Origin of the sequence: Streptomyces sp. NPDC050534, assembly GCF_044457745.1 — a bacterium.
Taxonomy (GTDB): Bacteria; Actinomycetota; Actinomycetes; order Streptomycetales; family Streptomycetaceae; genus Streptomyces.
In genome coordinates this window covers 320,302-338,572 of record NZ_JBITHF010000011.1, presented here as the reverse complement: position 1 = coordinate 338,572, position 18,271 = coordinate 320,302, and the positions used below count along the sequence as shown (strand labels likewise).

The following is an 18,271-nucleotide window of genomic DNA, read 5'->3' as shown; positions in this document are numbered from 1 at the left end:
CGGACGCCGCGCACGCAACGCGCGGAAGCCGGTGGCCGGCCGGATCCCCGAACGCGCCGTCACCGCTCTTCGCTGCGGCCGAACCTCAGGTAGGCGATCAGGCCGAAGATGTTCCCGAAGGCGCAGATGGCCAGCCACACCTGGGGCGGGTACTGCCGGGTGCGTCGGTGCCGTGCGATGTCGACCATGCACAGGACGGCGGGGAGGATCGCGATGAGCGGCACGATCGCGACCCACGGAGTGGTCGGGGTCGAGCTGAAGGAGTCGGCCGGCATGGCGGGTCCTCCGGGGACGGTCTTCTACGGGGTTTCGGGCGCCAGGATGAAGATCCCGGCGACCTTCTCGTCGGTGTCGAACGCGACCCGGGCCTTCATGTCGCCGGCCTCGTAACGCAGCGGGATGTCGACGACCGTGTGGTCACCGATCCGGCGGACGAACGGCTCGTCCTCGCCGAAGCCCTCGAAGGCCCCCACCAGGCCGGTGACCGTGGCCAGTCCGTTCAGGCGGGCCTCATCGGTGAACGCCTCCAGGACCTGCGCGTCGAACGACTGCCTGGCTTCGTCCATACGTCCGTCGAGCACGGCCTTGACGATCGTGAGCGCCCGCGGCGCGGCGTCGGCCATGCGCACTGTCTTGTCCATGGGTTCTCCCGTCCGGGGGTCGATGGGCCGGCCGAACCGCTGGAAGGCGGCCTGGCGGGTGACGCCGAGCAGGTCCCCGATCTCCTGCCAGGTGTGGCCGGCGTCCCGGCCCTGCTGCACACAGAGCCTGAGCACCTGCTCCGCCAGCTCGTCGATGCTCTGAGCCCGCCGGACCAGATCGAGGTAGGCGGGCGGCGCCAACGGGCTGCCCAGCGCCTCTGCCAGAACGGAAGCCTGCTGGGCCAGCAGGCCGCTCAGGGCGGCGAGGGACGGTGAGTCGCTCATACGTAAAGGATGCCTTTACGCCTTCTCGGCGTCAAGGCATCCTTTACAGGAGCTGAACCGGCTGGACCGGCCTGGTGGGCGGACCGGCTGGACCGCCGAGCGTTCAGAGTCCCGCTCGGGTGAACGTCATATGCGTGACTCCGCTGGGCGAGGAGACGGCCTCGGCCTCGTAGTCCTTCTCGAGGTCCTCCAGCCCGTCCCACAGGCGCACGCCCCGGCCGAGCAGGATCGGGACGACCACGACGTGCATGTGGTCGATGAGCCTGGCCGCGAGGAAGTCACGGATCACGGTGGCGCCCCCGCCGATGCGTACGTCCTGGCCGCCCGCGGCGTCGCGGGCCGCCTCGAGCGCCTTGGCCGGCTCGGTGTCGAGGAAGTGGAACGTCGTGCCGCCCTCCATCTCGATAGACGGGCGCGTGTGGTGGGTGAGGATGAAGGTCGGTGTGTGGAACGGCGGGTTGGGTCCCCACCATCCCTTCCACTCCGGGTCCTCGTGCCATCCGGGGTGGCCGAACTTCCCGGCGCCCATGATCTCGGCGCCGATCCCGGGGTCGAACCGCCGCGCGAAGGCGTCGTCGACGCCGGTGGTCCCGCCGGGCCGGCCGACCATGTCGTGCCAGAACCGGGTGCTGAACATCCACTGGTGCAGCCGTTCCCCGGCGTGGCCGAACGGCGCGTCGCGGCTCTGCCCCTCACCGGTGGCGAAGCCGTCGAGCGAGATCGAGAAGTTGTGGACGCGTGCGAGTGACATGGCTGGCTGTTCCTCTCCTCGTGCCGGTCCCGCTTCGTGTCGACCGGCTCGGCCGTAGAGCGTCCGGGGCCGCCGGTGCCGGGACGCCCAGTGCCGATTCTTACGTCAACGGGGAGGCGGTGCCCACCGAAGCGGGGCATGACTGCTGCCCCGGTCTCAGTTCGACGTCGCCTCCGTACGGGTCAACTGCCGCTTCGGTGCGCGCAGTAGACGCAGGCCGACCACACCCTGAAGGGTCATCGCGGCGGCGGCCGAGGCGGCGAGCGCGAAGCCACCGCGTGGTCCGAGCGAGTCGATCGCCCAGCCGGAGACGGCCGCGGCGACGGCCGAACCCGCGGCGCTTGCGGAGCCGAGCCAGGAGAACGCCTGGGTCAGGACGGCCCGGTGGACGGTCGACTCGGTGAGCACGGAGAAGAGCGCGAGAAGCGGGGGGATCGTGGCACCGGTCAGCACCACGACCAGGCCCAGCCCGAGCGGTGAGCCGACCGCGAGCAACAGCACCGTGCCGGCCGTCAACGCACCGCTCGCCGCGAGCAGTTGCACGGGCGCTGTCGTTCGCCACCGGCGCAGCCCGTACAGCCAACCGGCCAGCAGTCCGCTGCAGTTGGAGACGGCGAAGACCGGGGCCGCGGCGCCCGGCGCACCGTGCTCCACCACGAAGGCGGTCACCGACACCTGCATGGCGCCGAAGTAGACACCGATGGCGAGGTTGAGGCCCACCAGTACGTGGACCGCACCGCTCAGCAAGGAGTGGTCCTCGCGGGTGTGCGCGGCGCCGTCGCCGGCCGGCGAGGGTGCTGTGCCGCGCTGCGCCGCGAGGATCAGCCCGCCGCCCACCGAAAGGGAGGCGGCCAGCACCGTCCCGGCCATCGGGTGTCCGGCCGCGGCGAGGGCGCTGATCGTCGCCGGGCCCACGAGGTAGCCCACGGCGTTGCCGAGGGACTCCAGCGCGAAGGCGGTGGGCAGTTCCGCCGCGCGATCGGCCCGGAGCAGGTGTGCCCAGCGCGCCGCCGACATGGCGGCGAGCTGGGGGACGCTCGCCCCGGCCTGCGCACCGCCCAGGACCAGAAGGGGAGCGGAGGCGTCGGCGGCGACGAGGGCCACGAGGACCGCCACCGCCGCGGCGTGGGCGAGCAGAGCGGGCGGCAGGACCCGGGTCTGCCCGAAACGGTCCACGAGCCGGGCCAGTTGGGGCGCCCCGACCGCTTCCGCCACCGCGAACGCGCCGCCGGCCAGGCCGGCCGAGGCGAAGCTGCCGGTGCGGCCGTGCACGAGCCAGACGATGCTCAGGCCGGTCATCGCGACGCCGACACGCCCCAGCAAGGCCGGCAGGAAAAAGGCCGCGGCACCCGGGGTGCGCAGCAGGGAACGGTAGTTCGCCGAGGGCACGGCGAGTCCATTTCGCTGCCCGGCGGGACGGCCCACCTGGGTCGTCGGTGCCCGAATGAACCGACCCGTGGTCGCCGCCTGGAACCGTCCAGTTCTGGCACGGAGAGGGGACACGCGCCCCGCACCGACTCCGTCACCGGGCAGAAGTCTCGAAGTGTCGCAGGTGGGTGTGAATCGCGGCCATTCTCCTTCGCCGAAGACCGTGATGTCCATGACGGGCGGCGTCCATCACGGGCGGCGTCCATCACGGCACGGGCACTAGCTTCGGCCGCGCATCATCGACATCAGCAGCCCGTGGGTCTCGTCGTCGGCGGCGGCCACGAGCCCGCGACCCGCCTCGCCGACCGGGGCACCGTCGATCCCGGTGACCACGCAGCCGGCGGCCCGGCACAGGGCGATGCCGGCCGCGAAGTGCACGCTGTCGCACAGGCCGACGCCGTCGGTGACGTACGCGGCGCGCCTGCCGGCGGCGACCCAGGCCAGCGCCAGCGTCGAGGACGCGACGCGCGGCCGGAAGCTTTCGCCGAACTCGGGGCGGGCCAGCAGGTCCACGGCCCGGAATCCGGGCGCACTCGGGAACGGCGGATCCAGGTTGACGTCCACCAGCCGGCTGGCGGGCGTGGGCGCCAGCAGTGCGTCCTCGGCCCCCTCCTGCCGCACCCAGGCACTCTTCCCGTCGGTGAAGAAGACCTCGCCGCCGAACGGGTCGGCCACCGCCGCCGCGCCCTCGCGCAGCGCCACGTTGACGGCCACCAGCTTGGTGCCGACGGCGTAGTTCAGCGTGCCGCACAGGGGATCCACCAGCCACTGGCGCACGGCGTCGGCGGCGCCCTGCCGCCCGCCTTCCTCACCGAGCACCGCGTCATCGGGCCGTGCGGCACGGAGGACGCCGAGGATCGCCTGCTCGGCCGCCACGTCGGCGGCGGTGGCGAAGTCCCCGGCGCCCTTGTCGATGCGGTCGAGCGGCCGGCCGTACATGCCGCGCACCACGTCCGCGCCGGCCAGCGCCCCGGCTATCGCGACAGCGGCATCGTCAGAACCTCCGTAAGAATTGATCACGCCGCGCAGACTACCGAGGTGGGGCCGCCGCTCCCACAGACTTTCCCCGTCGGAGCACTAGCGGTTGACGGAGCGCATGCCCGCCTCGTCGTACCGCTCGCCGGCCGCCTCCGGCAGCTCCGCGTCGATGCGGGCCAGGTCGTCCTTTGTCAGCTCGATGTCGACCGCGCCGGCGTTCTGCTCCAGGTAGGTCCGGCGCTTGGTGCCCGGGATCGGCACCAGGTCCTCGCCCTGGGCCAGCACCCAGGCGATGGCCAGCTGGGCCGGGGTCACGTCCTTCTCGGCGGCGATCTCCCGCACCTTGGCCGCCAGCCGCTGGTTCGCCTCCAGGTTGCTGTCCTGGAAGCGCGGGTTCTGCCGGCGCCAGTCGTTCGCGTCCAGGTCGTCCGGCGAGGTGAACCGCCCGGCGAGGAAGCCGCGGCCGAGCGGCGAGTACGGCACGAAGCCGATGCCCAGTTCCCGGCAGGCGGGCAGCACCTCGGCCTCCACGTCGCGCGACCACAGGGAGTACTCGCTCTGCACGGCGGTGATCGGGTGGACGGCGTGGGCGCGCCGGATGGTCTCCGCGCTCGCCTCGCTCAGCCCGATATGCCGCACGGTTCCCTCGGCGACCAGTTCGCCCAGCGCGCCGACGGTCTCCTCGATGGGCACGTTCGGGTCGACCCGGTGCTGGTAGTACAGGTCGATGTGATCGGTTCCCAGCCGTTGCAGGGAGCCGTGGACCGAGCTGCGGACATGCTCGGCCGAACCGTCCTGCGGGCCGACCGTGCTGATGTCGCCGGGTACGGCGTCGTCCATCCGGTAGTTGAACTTCGTCGCGAGCACGTACTCGTCGCGATGCCCCCGGATCGCCTCGCCGACGAGCGACTCGTTGGTGAGCGGCCCGTACATCTGCGCGGTGTCGAGGAAGTTCATGCCGAGGTCGAGGGCGTGCCGGATGGTCGCGATCCCCTCCTCCTGGTCCGTCGATCCGTAGAAGGCGGACATGCCCATGCACCCGAGGCCGATGGCCGATACCTGGAGGTCCCGCAGACTGCGCTTCCGCATGCCGTGTCCCAGCCTTTCGCTCGTTCGTCGTTCGGGGCGTCATCCGTCCGGTGACGGATTGGGCCGCCCGACGTCCCGTGGCGCACACCGGCCTGCGAGGCCCGTGCACCGCGGCGTTCTCGACGCTACGACCTGAAGCGCACTCCAACGCAAGTCAGCCGCTGCCGCGTACGGGACGTGCCCTGCCCCGGCCGGGCTCAGGGGCAGCCGGGGCAGGTGCTCAGGGTGTGGGACACCAGTCGTGCGAAAGGGAGTCGCGCAGGGCCGAGTGCAGGGCGGGCGCGCTGGTGCATTCGCGGCCGCGGGACGGCGGGACGCGCCAGTGGGGGCCGGGGCCCGTGGTGCGGTGCGGCGGCGGGACCGCCACGTGGCATCCGGCACCGAGCACCTGGACCCCGGGCAGCTGCCAGTCGGCCGCGGAGCCGGGACGGACCAGCCAGTACAGGAGGCGGCCGTAGCCGTCCGTGATGACGGCGCCCGTCTCGTCACCGAGCCGGCGCATGGCCTGCGACCCGAGGTCGAGCGGTACGCGGACGGCGTCCCACCAGCGACCGGCGGGCAGCAGCTGCGCCTCCGTACCGTCCCCCCGCATCCACCGCGGGGACCAGCTGCCCGTCATCACCCTCACCGGCCCTCCCGTCCGACGCGCCAAGCCTAGAGCCGGACGGTGCAACCGAATTGCGGTGACGCGCAAGGAAGTTGTGACGATACGCAGCGGGGGTCGCGGGATCTCGTCCGGCGACGCTACGGCGACGTAGCTTTACCGTTCGTATCCGGAATTCGTACGACTGGGAGGCTGCGATGGGACACCCCGACCCCTTAGTGATCGACCCGACCGGCCGCGACATCCACGGCGAGGCCGCCCGGGTCCGCGACCGCGGGCCGGTGACGGCGGTGGAACTGCCCGACGGCGTCGGGGCGTGGGCCGTCAGCGACCCCGACCTGCTCAGGCGCCTGCTCACCGACCCGCGTGTCTCCAAGGACCCGCGCCGCCACTGGACCCGCTGGATCAACGGCGAAATCGCCCCGGAATGGCCGCTGTTCACCTGGGTGGCGGTGCAGAACATGTTCACCGCGTACGGCGGCGAGCACAAACGCCTGCGCGCCCTGGTCTCCAAGGCGTTCACCGCACGCCGCACCGCCGCGCTCCGGCCCCGCGTCGAGGAGATCACCGCCGGTCTGCTGGACCGGGTCGAGCAGGCCGGGCGGGACGGTCAGGTCGTCGACCTGCGCGAGGGGTTCTGCTACCCGCTGCCGATCCAGGTGATCAGCGAGCTGTTCGGCCTGCCCGAGGACCAGGGCGCCGAACTGCGCGCCGTCGTGGACAGCATCTTCCACACCTCCGCCACACCGGAGGAGGTCACCGACACCTACACCCGCTTCTACGCCGCTCTCGCCAAACTCGTCGCCCTGAAAAGGGAGTCGCCGGGCGACGACCTGACCTCCGCTCTCATCGCGGCACGCGACGACGAGGACGGCACCCGCCTCAGCGAGCAGGAACTCCTCGACACCCTGGTCCTCATGGTCAGCGCGGGCCACGAGACCACGGTCAACCTCATCGACAACGCCATCCACGCACTGCTCACCCACCCCGAGCAGCTCGCGCTCGTCCGCGACGGCCACGCCTCCTGGGACGACGTGATCGAGGAGACGCTGCGCGTCGAGGCACCGGTCGCCAGCCTGCCGCTGCGGTACGCCGTGGAGGACCTGGCGATGGAGGAGTTCGGGGGTCCCGAAGGAGTCGTGATCGGCAAGGGCGAGGCCATCCTGGCCGCATACGCCGCCGCCGGCCGCCACCCCGGCAAGTACGGTGACGACGCGGACCGCTTCGACGTCACCCGCGTCGACAAGGAGCACCTGGCCTTCGGATACGGCGTGCACTTCTGCCTCGGCGCACCGCTGGGGCGGCTGGAGGCCCAGGTCGCGCTCCCGGCCCTCTTCGACCGCTTCCCGGACCTCCGACTCGCCGTGCCTCAGGAGGAGTTGAGGCCGGTGGACTCCTTCATCTCCAACGGCCACAGGTCCCTCCCGGCGTACCTTCGCTGATCACTCGCCGCGCCACCAGGTCCGCACCCGGTCCCACCAGCCGCGCCGCGCCCGCGCCACGGCCGGCGGCGCGGACGGCTGAGCCGGCACGGCCGGGTGCGCCACGGACGGACCGCCGTCGGTGGCGGGCCTGGCGACGGCGGCCGGCGGGAACGTCACGGGCAGCGCGGCCAGCGCCCGGTGGAACGGGCCCGGCCGCCACACCAAGTCGTCGACCGGCACGGCGAGTTCGAGGTCGGGCAGGCGATCGAGGAGCTTCTCCACGGCCGCTGCCGCGATCAGCCGGGCGGGACTCTGCGCCGGACACGTGTGCGGGCCCGCGCTCCACGCCAAGTGGGCTCGGTTCCCGGCGCGTTGGTCGCTGGTGAGCGTGGGGTCGTTGTTCGCCGCGGCGAGCGAGACCACGATCGGATGGCCCGGGTGCAGGGCGATCCCCTCGTACACGACGTCGTGCAGCGCGTAGTGCACGGCGTAGTTGGCCATGGGCGGGTCGTTCCACAGCACCTCGTCGAGGGCGTCCTCCACCGGCAGGCTGCCGCCCGACAAGTCGCCGGCGAAGCGGTCGTCGGACAGCAGCAGCCGCAGACTGTTCGCGATCAGGTTCTGCTGCGGCTCGGTGCCCGCGCCCATGAGCAGGACGAGGTTGTGGACCATCTCCTCGTCGGTCAGCCCGGCCGGGTGGGCCAGCAGCCAGGAGGTCACGTCCTGGCCGGGCTGCCCACGCTTGAGCGCGACGAGGTCGAACAGGGTCGTGGCGAGCAGCTCGTTCGCCTTCTCCGCGTCGACGCCGTCGAAGATCCCGGACATGCCCTGTACGAGCCGTTCCCCGTACTCGGCCGGGCAGCCGAAGAGGTGGTTGAACACCAGCAGGGGCAGCACCTGCGCGTACTCGCCGAGGAGATCGGCCTTGCCCGTGGGCGCGAACCGGTCGATGAGGGTGTCGGCGCTGGTCTCGACGTATCCGCGCAGCGTGTTCGGCTCCACGCGGGCCAGGCTGTCGGTGATCGCGCCGCGCAGCCGGCGGTGCTCGGCGCCGTCGGTCCACAGCGCGTTCGGCCGGTACATCATCATCGGCACGACCGGGCTGTCGGCGGGGACGGTCCCGTCGGCCAGGGCCTGCCAGCGGCGGGGGTCCTTGGAGAAGGTCTCGGGGCTGCGCAGGACGTGCAGGGCGGCGTCGTAGCCGACGGCGAGCCAGGCCTGCACGCCGGGCGCCAGCTCGACCGGGGCGATCGGGCCGGACCGGCGCAGCCGGTCGTAGACGGCGCCCGGGTCGGCGGCGAACCCGGTTCCGTAGAGGGCCTCGTGGGCGGGGCAGCCCGGTGGTGGGGCGGCTGGCCGGGGCGGTTCGGAGGTCACGCGTGCTCCAGTTGGCCGGTGGGAGTCCCGCCGCTCGAGGGGCGGCGGGCAGGAGGGAGGGTCAGGAGGTACTCGACGAGGGCGATCAGCGCCTGGGTGGACGAGACGCGGTCGCGGGCGTCGCAGCGCACGAGGGGGGTCTCGGGCAGCAGGTCGAGGGCCTCGCGGACCTCGTCGAGGTCGTGCCGGGGCGCGTCCTCGAAGTCGTTGAGGGCGACGGCGTAGGGCAGTCCGAGCTCCTCAAGGACGCCCATGACCTCGAAGGACTGGTTCAGTCGCCGGGTGTCGGCCAGCACCAGCGCCCCGAGCGCGCCGCGTGTCATGTCCTGCCAGAGCTGGGTGAAGCGCTGCTGGCCGGGCGTGCCGAAGAGGTAGAGCACCAGACGGTCGTTGAGGGTGAGCCGGCCGAAGTCGAGGGCGACCGTGGTGGTCGTCTTGTCCTTCATGCCCGACAGGTCGTCGACGAGGGCGCCCGCCTCGGTCATGACCTCCTCGGTGCGCAGCGGGCGGATCTCGGACAGCGCGCCGACGTAGGTGGTCTTGCCGACCGCGAAGTGGCCGACGATCAGCAGCTTGACCGCGGTCTGCACGCCGGGCCGCAGATAGCGGTCGTCAGAGGCGGGCGCGGAGCCCATCGAGCACCTCCTGGAGGATTGTGACGTCGGACGGCCGGGCGGCCGGGATCGGTGCGCGGGTGACGATGTGGCCGCTGTCCATCAGGTCGGCGATCAGCACCTTGGCGACGCTGACCGGCAGTGCCAGATGGCCCGCCACCTCGGCGACGGACAGCGCCCCCGGCCGGCACAGCTCCATGAGCCGGCGCTTCTCCGGGCTCAGACCGGTCAGCGGCAGGTCGTCGGCCGCGATCAGCAGGGTGACCAGGTCAAGGGTGTTGCGGGTGGGGTGGGCGCGGCCGTCCGTGACGACGTACGACCGCACCAGCCTGTCGGGGCGGCGCCGCGGGGTCATGCCGGGCTGCCGGCGTCCTGCCGTGCGGGGCTGGTCAGCTCCTTGCCGAGCCGGTCGACCAGCTTGTGCATGCGGTACGTGACCGCTTCCATGTCCACGTCCTCCCCGGTGGAGACCGCGAGGTAGGCGCCCTCGCCGGCGGCGACGAGGAAGACGTAGCCGTGCGCGAACTCGATCAGGGTCTGCCGCCACGGGGTGTGCGGGGCGCCGCAGAACTCGGCGGTGCTGCGGCTGATCGACTGGACACCGGACAGGCCCGCGGCGAGCCGCTCGGCGTCGTCGCGGCCGATGTCCTGGGAGTGGGCGCGGAGCATGCCGTCGGCGGAGAGCAGGATCGCGTGGAGCGCCTCCGGCACCTTCAGCACCTCGTCCAGCATCCAGCCCAACTCGTTGTTGGTGGGCCCGGTCATTCGTCGCTGTTCCCTTCGTCTTCCTGGGTGGTGTGCTGGGCGGCCCGGCCGTGCCGGGTGCCGCGCGCGAAGGCGCCCATGCGCCGGGCGTTCTCCTCGGCCGAGCGGCCGCCGACCTCCTCGGCCGGTGCGTCGATGTGCTCGGGTGCGCTCGTACGGGCGGACCGGCGACGGCGTTTGGGCAGGCCCCCGGGTGTGGTCGGCAGGAGGCCGGTGCTCCCGTCGCCCTGGGTGTCGGCGTCGGGGGCCGGTGAGGTGCGGGGTGCCGCCTCGGCGGTGGACGCGGTGCGCGGCGGGGTGTCGGCCCGGGTCGCCGGGACGGGGGTGGCCGTGTGCTCCGGGGTGCGAGCGGTGGCGTCGGTGGTGCGGGGGGACGGGGCGGCGGCGGGCTCCGGGGCCGGGCGCCGGTGCGTGAGCAGAGCGGACGGCAGGAACACCACGGCGCGTACGCCGCCGTACGGGGAGAGGGTGTCGGCGGAGACGGTGAAGCCGTAGCGCTCGGCGAGGACGCCGATGACGGCGAAGCCGAAGCGGGGCGGGTCGCCGAGTCGCGTGACGTCCACGGGGTGCGTGCCGGACAGCAGCTCGGCGGCGAGTTCGGTCGCCTGGCCGTCCATGCCGACGCCGGCGTCGTCGATCACCACGCAGGCGCCGTTGTGCACGGTCTGCACGGTGACCTCGACCTTGGTGTTGGGCTGCGAATGGCGTGCGGCGTTGTCGAGCAGTTCGGCGACGGTGAGCACGACCGGTTCCACCGCCCTGCTCTCCACCGCGATGTCGACCTCGCCGTTGATGCGGATGCGCCGGTAGTCACGGATGCGGGAGGTGGCGCCGCGCACGACCTCGACGAGTGCGGAGGTGGAGCGCTGGCGGCCCGGCCAGGAACCGCAGAGCACGGCGATGGCCTGTGCGCGGCGGCCGAACTGGGCGTTGGTGTGGTCGATCTCGAGCAGATCGCGCAGCACGTCGGGGTGGTCGTGCCGGTCCTGCATCTCGGAGATGGACACCTGCTGCTCGTTGGCGAGCGCCTGGATGGAGCGCATGGATGCCTTGAGGGAGGCCTTCGCCGACTGGTCGGCGCGCGCCTGTGCGTGCTCGACGGCCTGGGAGAAGCGTTCCAGCACGGCGTCGAGGCATTTCGCGAAGTCCGTCCCGGCGAGGCGGGATTCCAGCAGTCCGGCCGCGGGGACCGGTTGAAGGGTGACGTCCTCGAGGGCGGGCAGCCGGACCGAGACCAGGTGGCGCAGTTCCTCGTCCCGTGCCCTCAGGCCGTCCGACAGTTCGGTGTTCCGTCGGCGCTGCAAGGCGGTGATGCCGCGCTGCCGCACCAGCAGCACGGTGACGGCGCACAGGCCGAGGCCCAGGCACCACATCACCGCCTCCGATATCTGATCGGTCATGAAATCCTCTGTGGCGGGCGTGAGTTGACGGGTCGCCGACGGTAGCGACCCGTACGGTGACGCACTTGCCCACGCGCGCAGAGAAGTTGTCTCCGGACGCATCGGCACCAGGTGTCACGGGGAGCGGCTCCGACTTCCCTTTGGCATATGCCGATGACCATCCGGAGGTGATACGGCGGCGTGCCGTTGCACTAGGCTGCCGCCAAGTGACTCTGGGTGGCCCGAACCGGACCGGTTCCACCCGCAACAACCGTCAGGACACGCCGCGATGGAGGGGACGGTGCCCGCGCGAAGCTACCTCGTGGAGGAGCAGACCACGACAGAAGTGGGTCCGTGCGAAAGGGCCGACTTCTGGAGCGAGCACATCGCGTCCTACCAGTCCCGCATGGGGTACCGGTACACGCGACGCGACAACTTCGAGGGTGAGACGGTCCGTCAGCGCACGGGCACGTATCAGCTGGTCCGGTTCCACTCGGACGAGATCGAGTACCAGCGCACCGCCCAGCAGGTGCGGCAGGACCCCGACGAGGACTACCGGTTACTGGTCTCGCTCAGCGGACGGCTGGTGCTGCGGCAGGACGAGGAGGAGGCGGAGCTCACGCCGGGGACCGGCGGGCTGGTCAGCTTCGGCGCCCCCTTCCAGTGCCTGCAGGACGCGTCCACCCAGGCGTTCATCCTCACCATCCCCACGCGCGAGATCGACGGGCGGCTGAACCGGACGTCGCCGCTCTCGGCCGGAGTGGACCTGACCCGAGGGCTGGGCCGCGTGGTCAGCTCCCTGCTGAACGATCTGTACGAGCAGCGATACGCCCTGACCGACCCGCAGTTCGACGCGGTGTCGGACCGCCTCGTCGACCTGCTGTGCATGCTCGTGGTCGGCGACGACCGCCCCGACATCCCGGGCCATCTCGCCGAGGTCGAGGCGATGGTCCGCCGTTACGTCCGCGACCATGCGGCGGACGCCGGCCTCACCGGCACGTCCATGGCCCGCGCCCTGGGCTGGTCCCTGCGCCAGATCCAGCTCGCCCTCCAGCACGCGGGCACCACTCCCCGCGACCTGATCCGCGAGGAGCGCCTGCGGCTGGTCCGCGACCGCCTCCAGTGCGGCAGCTGCACCCACATGACGATCACGGAACTGGCCTACGCCACGGGCTTCTCCTCGGCCAGCGCGCTGAGCACGGCCTTCCGCCGGCGCTTCGGAGTGAGCCCGCGCGAGATGCGTCCGAGCGCGCGCTGAGCCACGGTGCCGAGTCCCGCGCCGGGCCGTGGTTCACCGCAGATGGGCGGTGTCGATGATCGTGGACTCGGTGTCGGAGCCGGTCACCAGGATGTAGCCGGGGTTGCCGTCGGGGTCCACGAAACAGGTGAGCGCTCCCGTGGTGACCACCGTCTGACGCACCGGATGCTTGGCCACCGCCTCGCGGCAGTCGGACGCCGACGGGAGTTGCTGCGCGTTCCAATCGGCCAGCTTTCCGTTCGTGGCGACCAGGTAGCCCCTCGAGGCATAGATCGCGTCGGTGTTCCTGCCCGCCTTCGCGGGAGGGGTGCGGGAGAAGTCGTAGCCGACGGGTGCGCCCTGGCCGCCGTCCTCCAGGTGAAATCCGCGCACCAGGGCGGTCGACACAGAAGGCGCCGGATCGGACAGCGCGGCATTGGCGGCGAATCCGCCGCCTCCGACGACCGCGAGGGCCGCCACACCGGCGATCACCGGGTGCGCGGACGTCATGGCGAGCAGCGGGCCGATCACGGGGATCGAGAACTTCAGGTGCGTGTTCTTCTGGTTGATCGTGGAGTGGTCGCCCGCGGTGGCCGTCGCCGAGGGGGCGTAGTCCCGCGAGTGGTGCGCTCCTCGCTGCGGGGGAAGGTACGTGTTGTTCTGGATGTTGCCGTCGCCGGCCTGGGCGCCCTTGATCCGGCTGTTCTTCGTCATGTCGGTGCTTTCTTCGGCCCGTTGTGGTCGGTCGGGCGCCTAACCGAACGTGTTGTGCTGGGTGTTGCCGTCCCCGACCTGTACACCCTGTGCTTCCCGGAGATCGATCCGGCCGGCTCCCGCGCGAGTGCCGGCCGGGTCGAGAAGGGCCAGCAGGCGCTGCGCGTGCTCCACGACCTGGGTGTCGACGGCCTCGGTCACGACGAGATCGTGGACCAGATGCCCGGTCGGTCCTGCCGGCCGGCGTTCCAAGGCCCGGATCTGCTCCAGCACTTGGGGGCGGCCCGCAAGCCGTGCGGCCAGCGCCTGCTTCAGTGCCTGATAGGAATCCGTCACGGCTGCGGAAGCGGCACCACCGAAACCCGCTGCCGCGCCCGTGACCAGGGCCTGCACCACCATCGTCGCCGGATCCACCCGCATGCCTCCGCACCGCTTCCTCGGGATCGCGCGAACACGATCAACCGGTGTGACAACATGAGGAAGCTATCCCGGAGACGTCCGCATCATCTGGGTTTGAGGCCAACTGGCAGGTATCGCCCGTTTGATTACCGAACGTCGACGGTGTCTGTCGTTTCGACGCCCACTCGCGCATCGTGGCGCCGGGGCGCCAACTCGCCCCGGCACCACGTTCGTTGGATCACTGCTCGTCGCGCAGCCTGCTCGCCAGAGACGTCAGAGGCGGGCTCCTGTCCGGGCGACCACCGGCATCCGCACCGTCAGTCCTCGGCGACCCTGATGATCGTCCTGCCGGAGACGCGTCGCCCGGGGGCGAAAGCCTCGGCTGCCTCGGACAACGGGCGGACCGCACCGACGCGTACGTCGAGCCGTCCGTCCCTGAGCCGCTGCGCCAGGTCGGCGAGGCGGGCGCGGTCGGGTTCCACGACGAAGAACAGTGCGCGCCCGTCCTTGGGCCGGACGGTGGGTGGCTGGGCGATCGTCACGAGCGTGCCGCCGGCGCGCACGAGCCCGGCGGACCGGTCCAGGATGTCGCCGCCGATCACGTCGAACACCACGTCGACCTCTCCGGCGTCGTCCAGCCGGCCGGTCTCCAGGTCCAGGAAGGCATGCGCACCCAGAGCGAGCACGGTGTCCCGGTCGGCGGCCCGTCCCGTGCCGACCACGCGGGCTCCCGCCTCGACGGCCAGCTGCACCGCGATCGATCCGACGGCGCCCGCGGCCCCGTGGATCATGACGGTCTGACCGCTCATGATCCGTGCGTGGTCGAACAGGCCCTGCCAGGCGGTCAGCCCGGAGATCGGCAGAGCGGCGGCCACCGTGTGGTCGACGTCCGCGGGAAGCGGGGCAAGGTTACGGGCCTCCACGGCGACGTACTCGGCCAGCGAGCCGTTCCGGGCCCAGTCGGTCGGGCCGAAGACCCGCTGGCCGACCGTGAGGCCGGTGGTTCCGAATCCGAGTTCCGCCACGACACCCGAGACCTCGTGCCCGGGCACGCTCGGCGTGCGGTCGCGGCCGGCACGATCGGACCACGTGGCGGGCCAGTCGAGCTCGCCGCGGGTGAATCCCGCGGCGTGCACCCGCACGACGACGTCGTTCTCGGCGGCATGCGGATACGGCAGGTCGGTCAGGGTCAGTCCGGTGACGCCGGCGTCGCGGTCAGATGTGGTGATGGCTCGCATGATTCTTCCTCGGTGTGGTCTTCGATTCGGTCAGGACGCGTCAAGGTGTCAATTCGGCCAGGGCGCGTCATTGATGCGCTGCACCATGCTCGTGCGCCGAAACCCGGGAACGAAGTGTTCCAGCACATCCGCGTTGACGGTCCCGTAGGTGGTGTCCGGACGATTCCTGAGTCCTTGGACGAATTCCTGCAGGAATTCCTTCTTGAATTCCCCGCGTGGATGGGCGGCGACGATCTCGTCCACCTGGCCGCCGTCCAGCCCGTCCAGTCCCCAGCCGATCGCGTCGGTGAGAACCCCGTAGTTCGTGGCGGCCGTCTCCGCACCCATCCTGCCGGGAATCCCCGGCGTCGTGTGCAGCGCGACGGCCGTCCAGACGACCTCGGCCGCGCTCTTCGAGAATCCGCGGTCGAGCAGGAACTTGCGCGCGTGGTCGGCCCCGTCGAGCTCGAAGCGCTGCACCGTGTCGGAGAACGGAGTCGAAAGCCCCGTGTCGTGGAACATGGCGGACAGGTAGAGCAGCTCCGGATCAGGCCGGAGACCGAGCCGCCGCGCATGAAGGGAGCCGAAGAGAAAAACACGCCGGGAATGATGGAAGATGAGAGGCCCGGTCATTTCCCGTAGAAGGCTGGTGGCCTCCGCGACCGCCGTGGTCTCGGGTATTTCCACTCCTGCGACAATGTCCGTCATGGGGTTCACGCTTTCGAAGTACTGGTGCGGAGTAAACGGTGCTGTGCGCCTGTTCTCCACAGTGCCGACCGCATGGCGTTGCCCGCCACCCGGGCCCGGCCATGAACCACTCGAATCCGGACACCAGAGGGACGGGCTGTGAGCGCTGCGCCGCATCGGATCGCGATCCTTGTCTACGACGGGGTCAAAATGCTGGACGTCGCCGGCCCCGCAGACGTGTTCGGGGAAGCGAATCAGCTCGGCGCCGACTACCGGATCGCGCTGCTGTCGGCCACCGGTGCTGACGTCGCCTCGTCGATCGGCGTACGGATCGCCGTCGACGGCAGCCCGGCCTCCCAACCGGACCCTGACACGTTCGTGATCCCGGGCGGGGCCATCTATCCCAGAGCCCCCGTCGCGCGGGACCTGGTCGAGGCCACGAGAGGGCTGGCGGCCCGATCCGGCCGCGTGGCGTCCGTCTGCTCCGGAGCGTTCGTCCTCGGCGCGGCCGGTCTCCTGGACGGCAAGCGGGCGACCACGCACTGGAAGATCGCGCGCGAACTCGCCGACCGGCACCCGGGGATTCGCGTGGAACCCGACGCCCTCCACGTGCGCGACGGCAGCACGTACACCTCGGCGGGTGTCACCGCCGGCATCGACCTGGCACTGGCTCTCGTCGAGGAGGATCACGGTCCTGACCTGAGCCGGGAGGTCGCCCGCGCCCTGGTGGTCTACCTGCAACGCGCGGGCGGCCAGTCACAGTTCTCCGCCCCCCTGCAGGGCCCGCCGCCCCGCTCTCCGGTCCTGCGCACGGTCGTCGACCTGGTGACGGCCGATCCCGCGGGCAACCACTCCCTCGCCGCACTCGCCGGGCATCTTCACGTGAGTTCCCGCCACCTCACGCGGCTGTTCCGGGAGGAGCTGTCCACCACACCGGCCCGCTACGTCGAGTCGATCCGGTTCGACATAGCCAAGGCCTTGCTGGACCAGGGGCACACCGCCACCCAGGCGGCGTCGCTGGCCGGGTTCCCGAGTTACGAGAGCCTCCGACGGGTCTTCGTACGGGAGTTGTCCCTCAGCCCCGCGGCGTACCAGCGCCGCTTCAGCACCGCCCGCCGCAACCGGTAGCGGGACGCCCACCACTCATCCCTGCCGCGAGTGCAGATGGCTGTGCGAGACCTCCGGCGGACACGGGTCACCGTCGCCGCGGCGGTCGCGTCGCCAGTCGTGGACCGCGAGGGCGAGCGAGCCCACGATGGGCGCGGTCCCCAGGCCGACGGCGGTCGCGACGGCGGCGTGGTAGTTGTGGGCGCCGGAGCCCAGTACGACGTAGAAGATGCCGGGCAGTGCGGCCGTGCCCACCGATCCGCCCAGTCGCTGCCCGGTCTGCAGGGCGCCGCCCGCCGCGCCCGCCATCCGCACCGGCACGTCCCGCAGGGTCATGGTGATGTTCGGGGAGATGACACAGCCGCTGCCCAGGCCGCCGACGAACAGGACGGGCACGGTGAGCCAGGCGGCCACATGCGCGGGTGCCAGCAGCAGGATCAGCGCGGTGCCGCCCAGGCCGAGCGTCACGCCGGCCAGGCCGCACACGGTCAGCAGCCTGCCGAACCGGTCCACCAGCCGGCCGGAGGCGGCCGCCGCGCAGGCCGAACCGATCGCGAACGGCGTCACCGCGAGCCCCGAGCGCAGCGGCGAGTAGTCCAGGCCGTTCTGGAAGTACAGCGCGAACACCAGCCACACACCGCTGAAGCCGACGAAGAACAGCGTGCCGAGGGCGGCGCCCACGGCATAGCCGCGCGTGGTCGTCACCAGCCGCGGGTCCAGCAGCGGCTGCCCCTCGCGGGCCGCGACGCGGCGCTCCCAGCGGACGAAGCCGTACAGGAAGGCCGCACTCACCGGGAAGAGCCACCACAGGCGCCGTACGCCACCGGACTCGGCCATCACCAGCGGCAGCATCAGCGCCAGGACTCCGCAGCCGAGCAGGGCGACACCGCCCAGGTCGAGCCGTTCCCGGCGGCCCGGCGTCGCCTTGGGCAGCAGCCGGAAGCCCAGAAACAGGGCGACGGCGCCGACCGGTACGTTGACGTAGAAGATCCATCGCCAGCCCTGAGGGCCGTCGGCGAGGGCGAGGATCAGGCCGCCCACGACCGGGCCCACGGCGCTGGAGATTCCCACGACCGCGCCGAACAGGCCGAAGGCGCGCCCGCGTTCGGCTCCGCGGAACATCTGCTGGATGAGGGCGGAGTTCTGCGGGGCCAGGCATCCCGCGGCGACGCCCTGCGCGAGGCGGGCGACGATCAGGAGCGTGATATTGGGCGCCGCGCCCGCCGCCGCGCTGCACAGGACGAAGGCCGCGAGGGCCAGCAGGAAGATGCGGCGCCTGCCGATCGCGTCACCGATCCGGCCGGCGGTCACCAGGACCAGGGCGAAACTGAGGGCGTAGCCGGTCACGACCCATTGGATGGCGGGCGCCGACGCGTGCAGGTCGCGCTGCATGGAGGGGAGCGCGACGGACACGATCGTCACGTCCAGCAGGCTCATGAAGCCGGCCACCAGCGTGACCCACAGCGCCTTCCATCGCCGGGGGTCGGTTCCTTCCTCCGCCTGTGTCGGCACCGTTCCTCCTTCGCCTGCCCCCGGACCTGATTCCATCAGGGTTTCCGCCCTTTGTCCGGCTTG

Annotated in this window: 20 protein-coding genes; 3 read left to right on the top strand and 17 right to left on the bottom strand. The window is 71.5% G+C overall.

The genetic code is table 11. The features are described from left to right. Positions 1-59 precede the first annotated feature (59 nt). The 7 genes from ACIBN2_RS33590 to ACIBN2_RS33560 form a co-directional block, all read right to left on the bottom strand. Positions 60-275, bottom strand: coding sequence for a PLD nuclease N-terminal domain-containing protein (locus tag ACIBN2_RS33590; protein ID WP_399140113.1), 216 nt, complete (start codon positions 273-275; stop codon positions 60-62). 24 nt (positions 276-299) lie between these two features. After that, positions 300-926 (bottom strand): DUF3887 domain-containing protein, encoded by a 627-nt coding sequence (locus tag ACIBN2_RS33585; protein ID WP_399140112.1) that lies wholly within the window; start codon positions 924-926, stop codon positions 300-302. A 103-nt stretch (positions 927-1,029) separates the two neighbouring features. Next, the gene (locus tag ACIBN2_RS33580) at positions 1,030-1,677 is read right to left on the bottom strand and encodes a dihydrofolate reductase family protein (protein ID WP_399140111.1); all 648 of its coding nucleotides are present in this window, start codon (positions 1,675-1,677) and stop codon (positions 1,030-1,032) included. A 156-nt stretch (positions 1,678-1,833) separates the two neighbouring features. Next, on the bottom strand, positions 1,834-3,066 hold the full coding sequence (locus ACIBN2_RS33575) for an MFS transporter (RefSeq protein ID WP_399140109.1): 1,233 nt from the start codon (positions 3,064-3,066) through the stop codon (positions 1,834-1,836). Positions 3,067-3,324: 258 nt separating this feature from the next. After that, positions 3,325-4,125 (bottom strand): inositol monophosphatase family protein, encoded by an 801-nt coding sequence (locus tag ACIBN2_RS33570; RefSeq protein ID WP_399140108.1) that lies wholly within the window; start codon positions 4,123-4,125, stop codon positions 3,325-3,327. A 57-nt stretch (positions 4,126-4,182) separates the two neighbouring features. Continuing rightward, positions 4,183-5,172 (bottom strand): aldo/keto reductase, encoded by a 990-nt coding sequence (locus ACIBN2_RS33565; protein ID WP_399140106.1) that lies wholly within the window; start codon positions 5,170-5,172, stop codon positions 4,183-4,185. Positions 5,173-5,392: 220 nt separating this feature from the next. Next, positions 5,393-5,791: a hypothetical protein gene (locus tag ACIBN2_RS33560; RefSeq protein ID WP_399140252.1), complete on the bottom strand. Its 399-nt coding sequence runs from the start codon at positions 5,789-5,791 to the stop codon at positions 5,393-5,395. 182 nt (positions 5,792-5,973) lie between these two features. Between ACIBN2_RS33560 and ACIBN2_RS33555 the strand changes: the two genes are divergently transcribed. Next, positions 5,974-7,218 (top strand): cytochrome P450, encoded by a 1,245-nt coding sequence (locus ACIBN2_RS33555; protein WP_399140105.1) that lies wholly within the window; start codon positions 5,974-5,976, stop codon positions 7,216-7,218. Here ACIBN2_RS33555 and ACIBN2_RS33550 read toward each other — a convergent pair whose 3' ends face one another. From ACIBN2_RS33550 to ACIBN2_RS33530, 5 genes are read right to left on the bottom strand one after another with little or no spacing between them, the layout of a single operon-like run. Further along, positions 7,219-8,577 (bottom strand): cytochrome P450, encoded by a 1,359-nt coding sequence (locus ACIBN2_RS33550; protein WP_399140103.1) that lies wholly within the window; start codon positions 8,575-8,577, stop codon positions 7,219-7,221. It abuts the gene before it with no gap. Next, entirely contained in the window at positions 8,574-9,212 is a 639-nt protein-coding gene (locus ACIBN2_RS33545) for a GTP-binding protein (RefSeq protein WP_399140101.1), read from the bottom strand. The genes ACIBN2_RS33550 and ACIBN2_RS33545 overlap by 4 nt, the downstream gene beginning before the upstream one ends. After that, positions 9,190-9,546: a DUF742 domain-containing protein gene (locus ACIBN2_RS33540; protein ID WP_384258682.1), complete on the bottom strand. Its 357-nt coding sequence runs from the start codon at positions 9,544-9,546 to the stop codon at positions 9,190-9,192. The genes ACIBN2_RS33545 and ACIBN2_RS33540 overlap by 23 nt, the downstream gene beginning before the upstream one ends. After that, on the bottom strand, positions 9,543-9,956 hold the full coding sequence (locus ACIBN2_RS33535) for a roadblock/LC7 domain-containing protein (RefSeq protein WP_399140100.1): 414 nt from the start codon (positions 9,954-9,956) through the stop codon (positions 9,543-9,545). Before ACIBN2_RS33535 ends, ACIBN2_RS33540 begins: the two co-directional genes overlap by 4 nt. Continuing rightward, positions 9,953-11,356 carry an ATP-binding protein gene (locus tag ACIBN2_RS33530; RefSeq protein ID WP_399140098.1) on the bottom strand — a complete coding sequence of 468 codons (1,404 nt, stop codon included), beginning with the start codon at positions 11,354-11,356 and terminating at the stop codon, positions 9,953-9,955. Before ACIBN2_RS33530 ends, ACIBN2_RS33535 begins: the two co-directional genes overlap by 4 nt. A gap of 280 nt (positions 11,357-11,636) precedes the next feature. Here ACIBN2_RS33530 and ACIBN2_RS33525 point away from each other — a divergent pair, with 280 nt between their 5' ends. Further along, positions 11,637-12,593 carry an AraC family transcriptional regulator gene (locus ACIBN2_RS33525; protein WP_399140096.1) on the top strand — a complete coding sequence of 319 codons (957 nt, stop codon included), beginning with the start codon at positions 11,637-11,639 and terminating at the stop codon, positions 12,591-12,593. A 33-nt stretch (positions 12,594-12,626) separates the two neighbouring features. Here the strand turns inward: ACIBN2_RS33525 and ACIBN2_RS33520 are convergent, their stop codons facing one another. The 4 genes from ACIBN2_RS33520 to ACIBN2_RS33505 form a co-directional block, all read right to left on the bottom strand. Continuing rightward, positions 12,627-13,286 (bottom strand): hypothetical protein, encoded by a 660-nt coding sequence (locus ACIBN2_RS33520; RefSeq protein ID WP_399140094.1) that lies wholly within the window; start codon positions 13,284-13,286, stop codon positions 12,627-12,629. Between the two features lie 39 nt (positions 13,287-13,325). Continuing rightward, entirely contained in the window at positions 13,326-13,706 is a 381-nt protein-coding gene (locus ACIBN2_RS33515; RefSeq protein WP_399140092.1) for a hypothetical protein, read from the bottom strand. Positions 13,707-14,002: 296 nt separating this feature from the next. Further along, entirely contained in the window at positions 14,003-14,923 is a 921-nt protein-coding gene (locus ACIBN2_RS33510) for an NADP-dependent oxidoreductase (protein ID WP_399140090.1), read from the bottom strand. A 48-nt stretch (positions 14,924-14,971) separates the two neighbouring features. Continuing rightward, complete coding sequence (locus tag ACIBN2_RS33505; protein ID WP_399140088.1) at positions 14,972-15,610, bottom strand: HD domain-containing protein; 639 nt, start codon at positions 15,608-15,610, stop codon at positions 14,972-14,974. A 138-nt stretch (positions 15,611-15,748) separates the two neighbouring features. Between ACIBN2_RS33505 and ACIBN2_RS33500 the strand changes: the two genes are divergently transcribed. Beyond that, the gene (locus ACIBN2_RS33500) at positions 15,749-16,717 is read left to right on the top strand and encodes a GlxA family transcriptional regulator (protein ID WP_399140086.1); all 969 of its coding nucleotides are present in this window, start codon (positions 15,749-15,751) and stop codon (positions 16,715-16,717) included. A gap of 15 nt (positions 16,718-16,732) precedes the next feature. On the opposite strand, the gene ACIBN2_RS33495 is transcribed toward ACIBN2_RS33500, so the two are convergent. Further along, positions 16,733-18,244: an MFS transporter gene (locus ACIBN2_RS33495; protein ID WP_399140084.1), complete on the bottom strand. Its 1,512-nt coding sequence runs from the start codon at positions 18,242-18,244 to the stop codon at positions 16,733-16,735. Between the last annotated feature and the right edge of the window lie 27 nt (positions 18,245-18,271).

Coding starts and splice junctions, on each gene's coding strand:
- ACIBN2_RS33560 (WP_399140252.1), bottom strand. CDS start 5,791: ATGACGGGCAGCTGGTCCCCGCGGTGGATGCGGGGGGACGGTACGGAG.
- ACIBN2_RS33590 (WP_399140113.1), bottom strand. CDS start 275: ATGCCGGCCGACTCCTTCAGCTCGACCCCGACCACTCCGTGGGTCGCG.
- ACIBN2_RS33495 (WP_399140084.1), bottom strand. CDS start 18,244: ATGGAATCAGGTCCGGGGGCAGGCGAAGGAGGAACGGTGCCGACACAG.
- ACIBN2_RS33585 (WP_399140112.1), bottom strand. CDS start 926: ATGAGCGACTCACCGTCCCTCGCCGCCCTGAGCGGCCTGCTGGCCCAG.
- ACIBN2_RS33580 (WP_399140111.1), bottom strand. CDS start 1,677: ATGTCACTCGCACGCGTCCACAACTTCTCGATCTCGCTCGACGGCTTC.
- ACIBN2_RS33510 (WP_399140090.1), bottom strand. CDS start 14,923: ATGCGAGCCATCACCACATCTGACCGCGACGCCGGCGTCACCGGACTG.
- ACIBN2_RS33540 (WP_384258682.1), bottom strand. CDS start 9,546: ATGACCCCGCGGCGCCGCCCCGACAGGCTGGTGCGGTCGTACGTCGTC.
- ACIBN2_RS33535 (WP_399140100.1), bottom strand. CDS start 9,956: ATGACCGGGCCCACCAACAACGAGTTGGGCTGGATGCTGGACGAGGTG.
- ACIBN2_RS33555 (WP_399140105.1), top strand. CDS start 5,974: ATGGGACACCCCGACCCCTTAGTGATCGACCCGACCGGCCGCGACATC.
- ACIBN2_RS33520 (WP_399140094.1), bottom strand. CDS start 13,286: ATGACGAAGAACAGCCGGATCAAGGGCGCCCAGGCCGGCGACGGCAAC.
- ACIBN2_RS33505 (WP_399140088.1), bottom strand. CDS start 15,610: ATGACGGACATTGTCGCAGGAGTGGAAATACCCGAGACCACGGCGGTC.
- ACIBN2_RS33565 (WP_399140106.1), bottom strand. CDS start 5,172: ATGCGGAAGCGCAGTCTGCGGGACCTCCAGGTATCGGCCATCGGCCTC.
- ACIBN2_RS33515 (WP_399140092.1), bottom strand. CDS start 13,706: ATGCGGGTGGATCCGGCGACGATGGTGGTGCAGGCCCTGGTCACGGGC.
- ACIBN2_RS33545 (WP_399140101.1), bottom strand. CDS start 9,212: ATGGGCTCCGCGCCCGCCTCTGACGACCGCTATCTGCGGCCCGGCGTG.
- ACIBN2_RS33530 (WP_399140098.1), bottom strand. CDS start 11,356: ATGACCGATCAGATATCGGAGGCGGTGATGTGGTGCCTGGGCCTCGGC.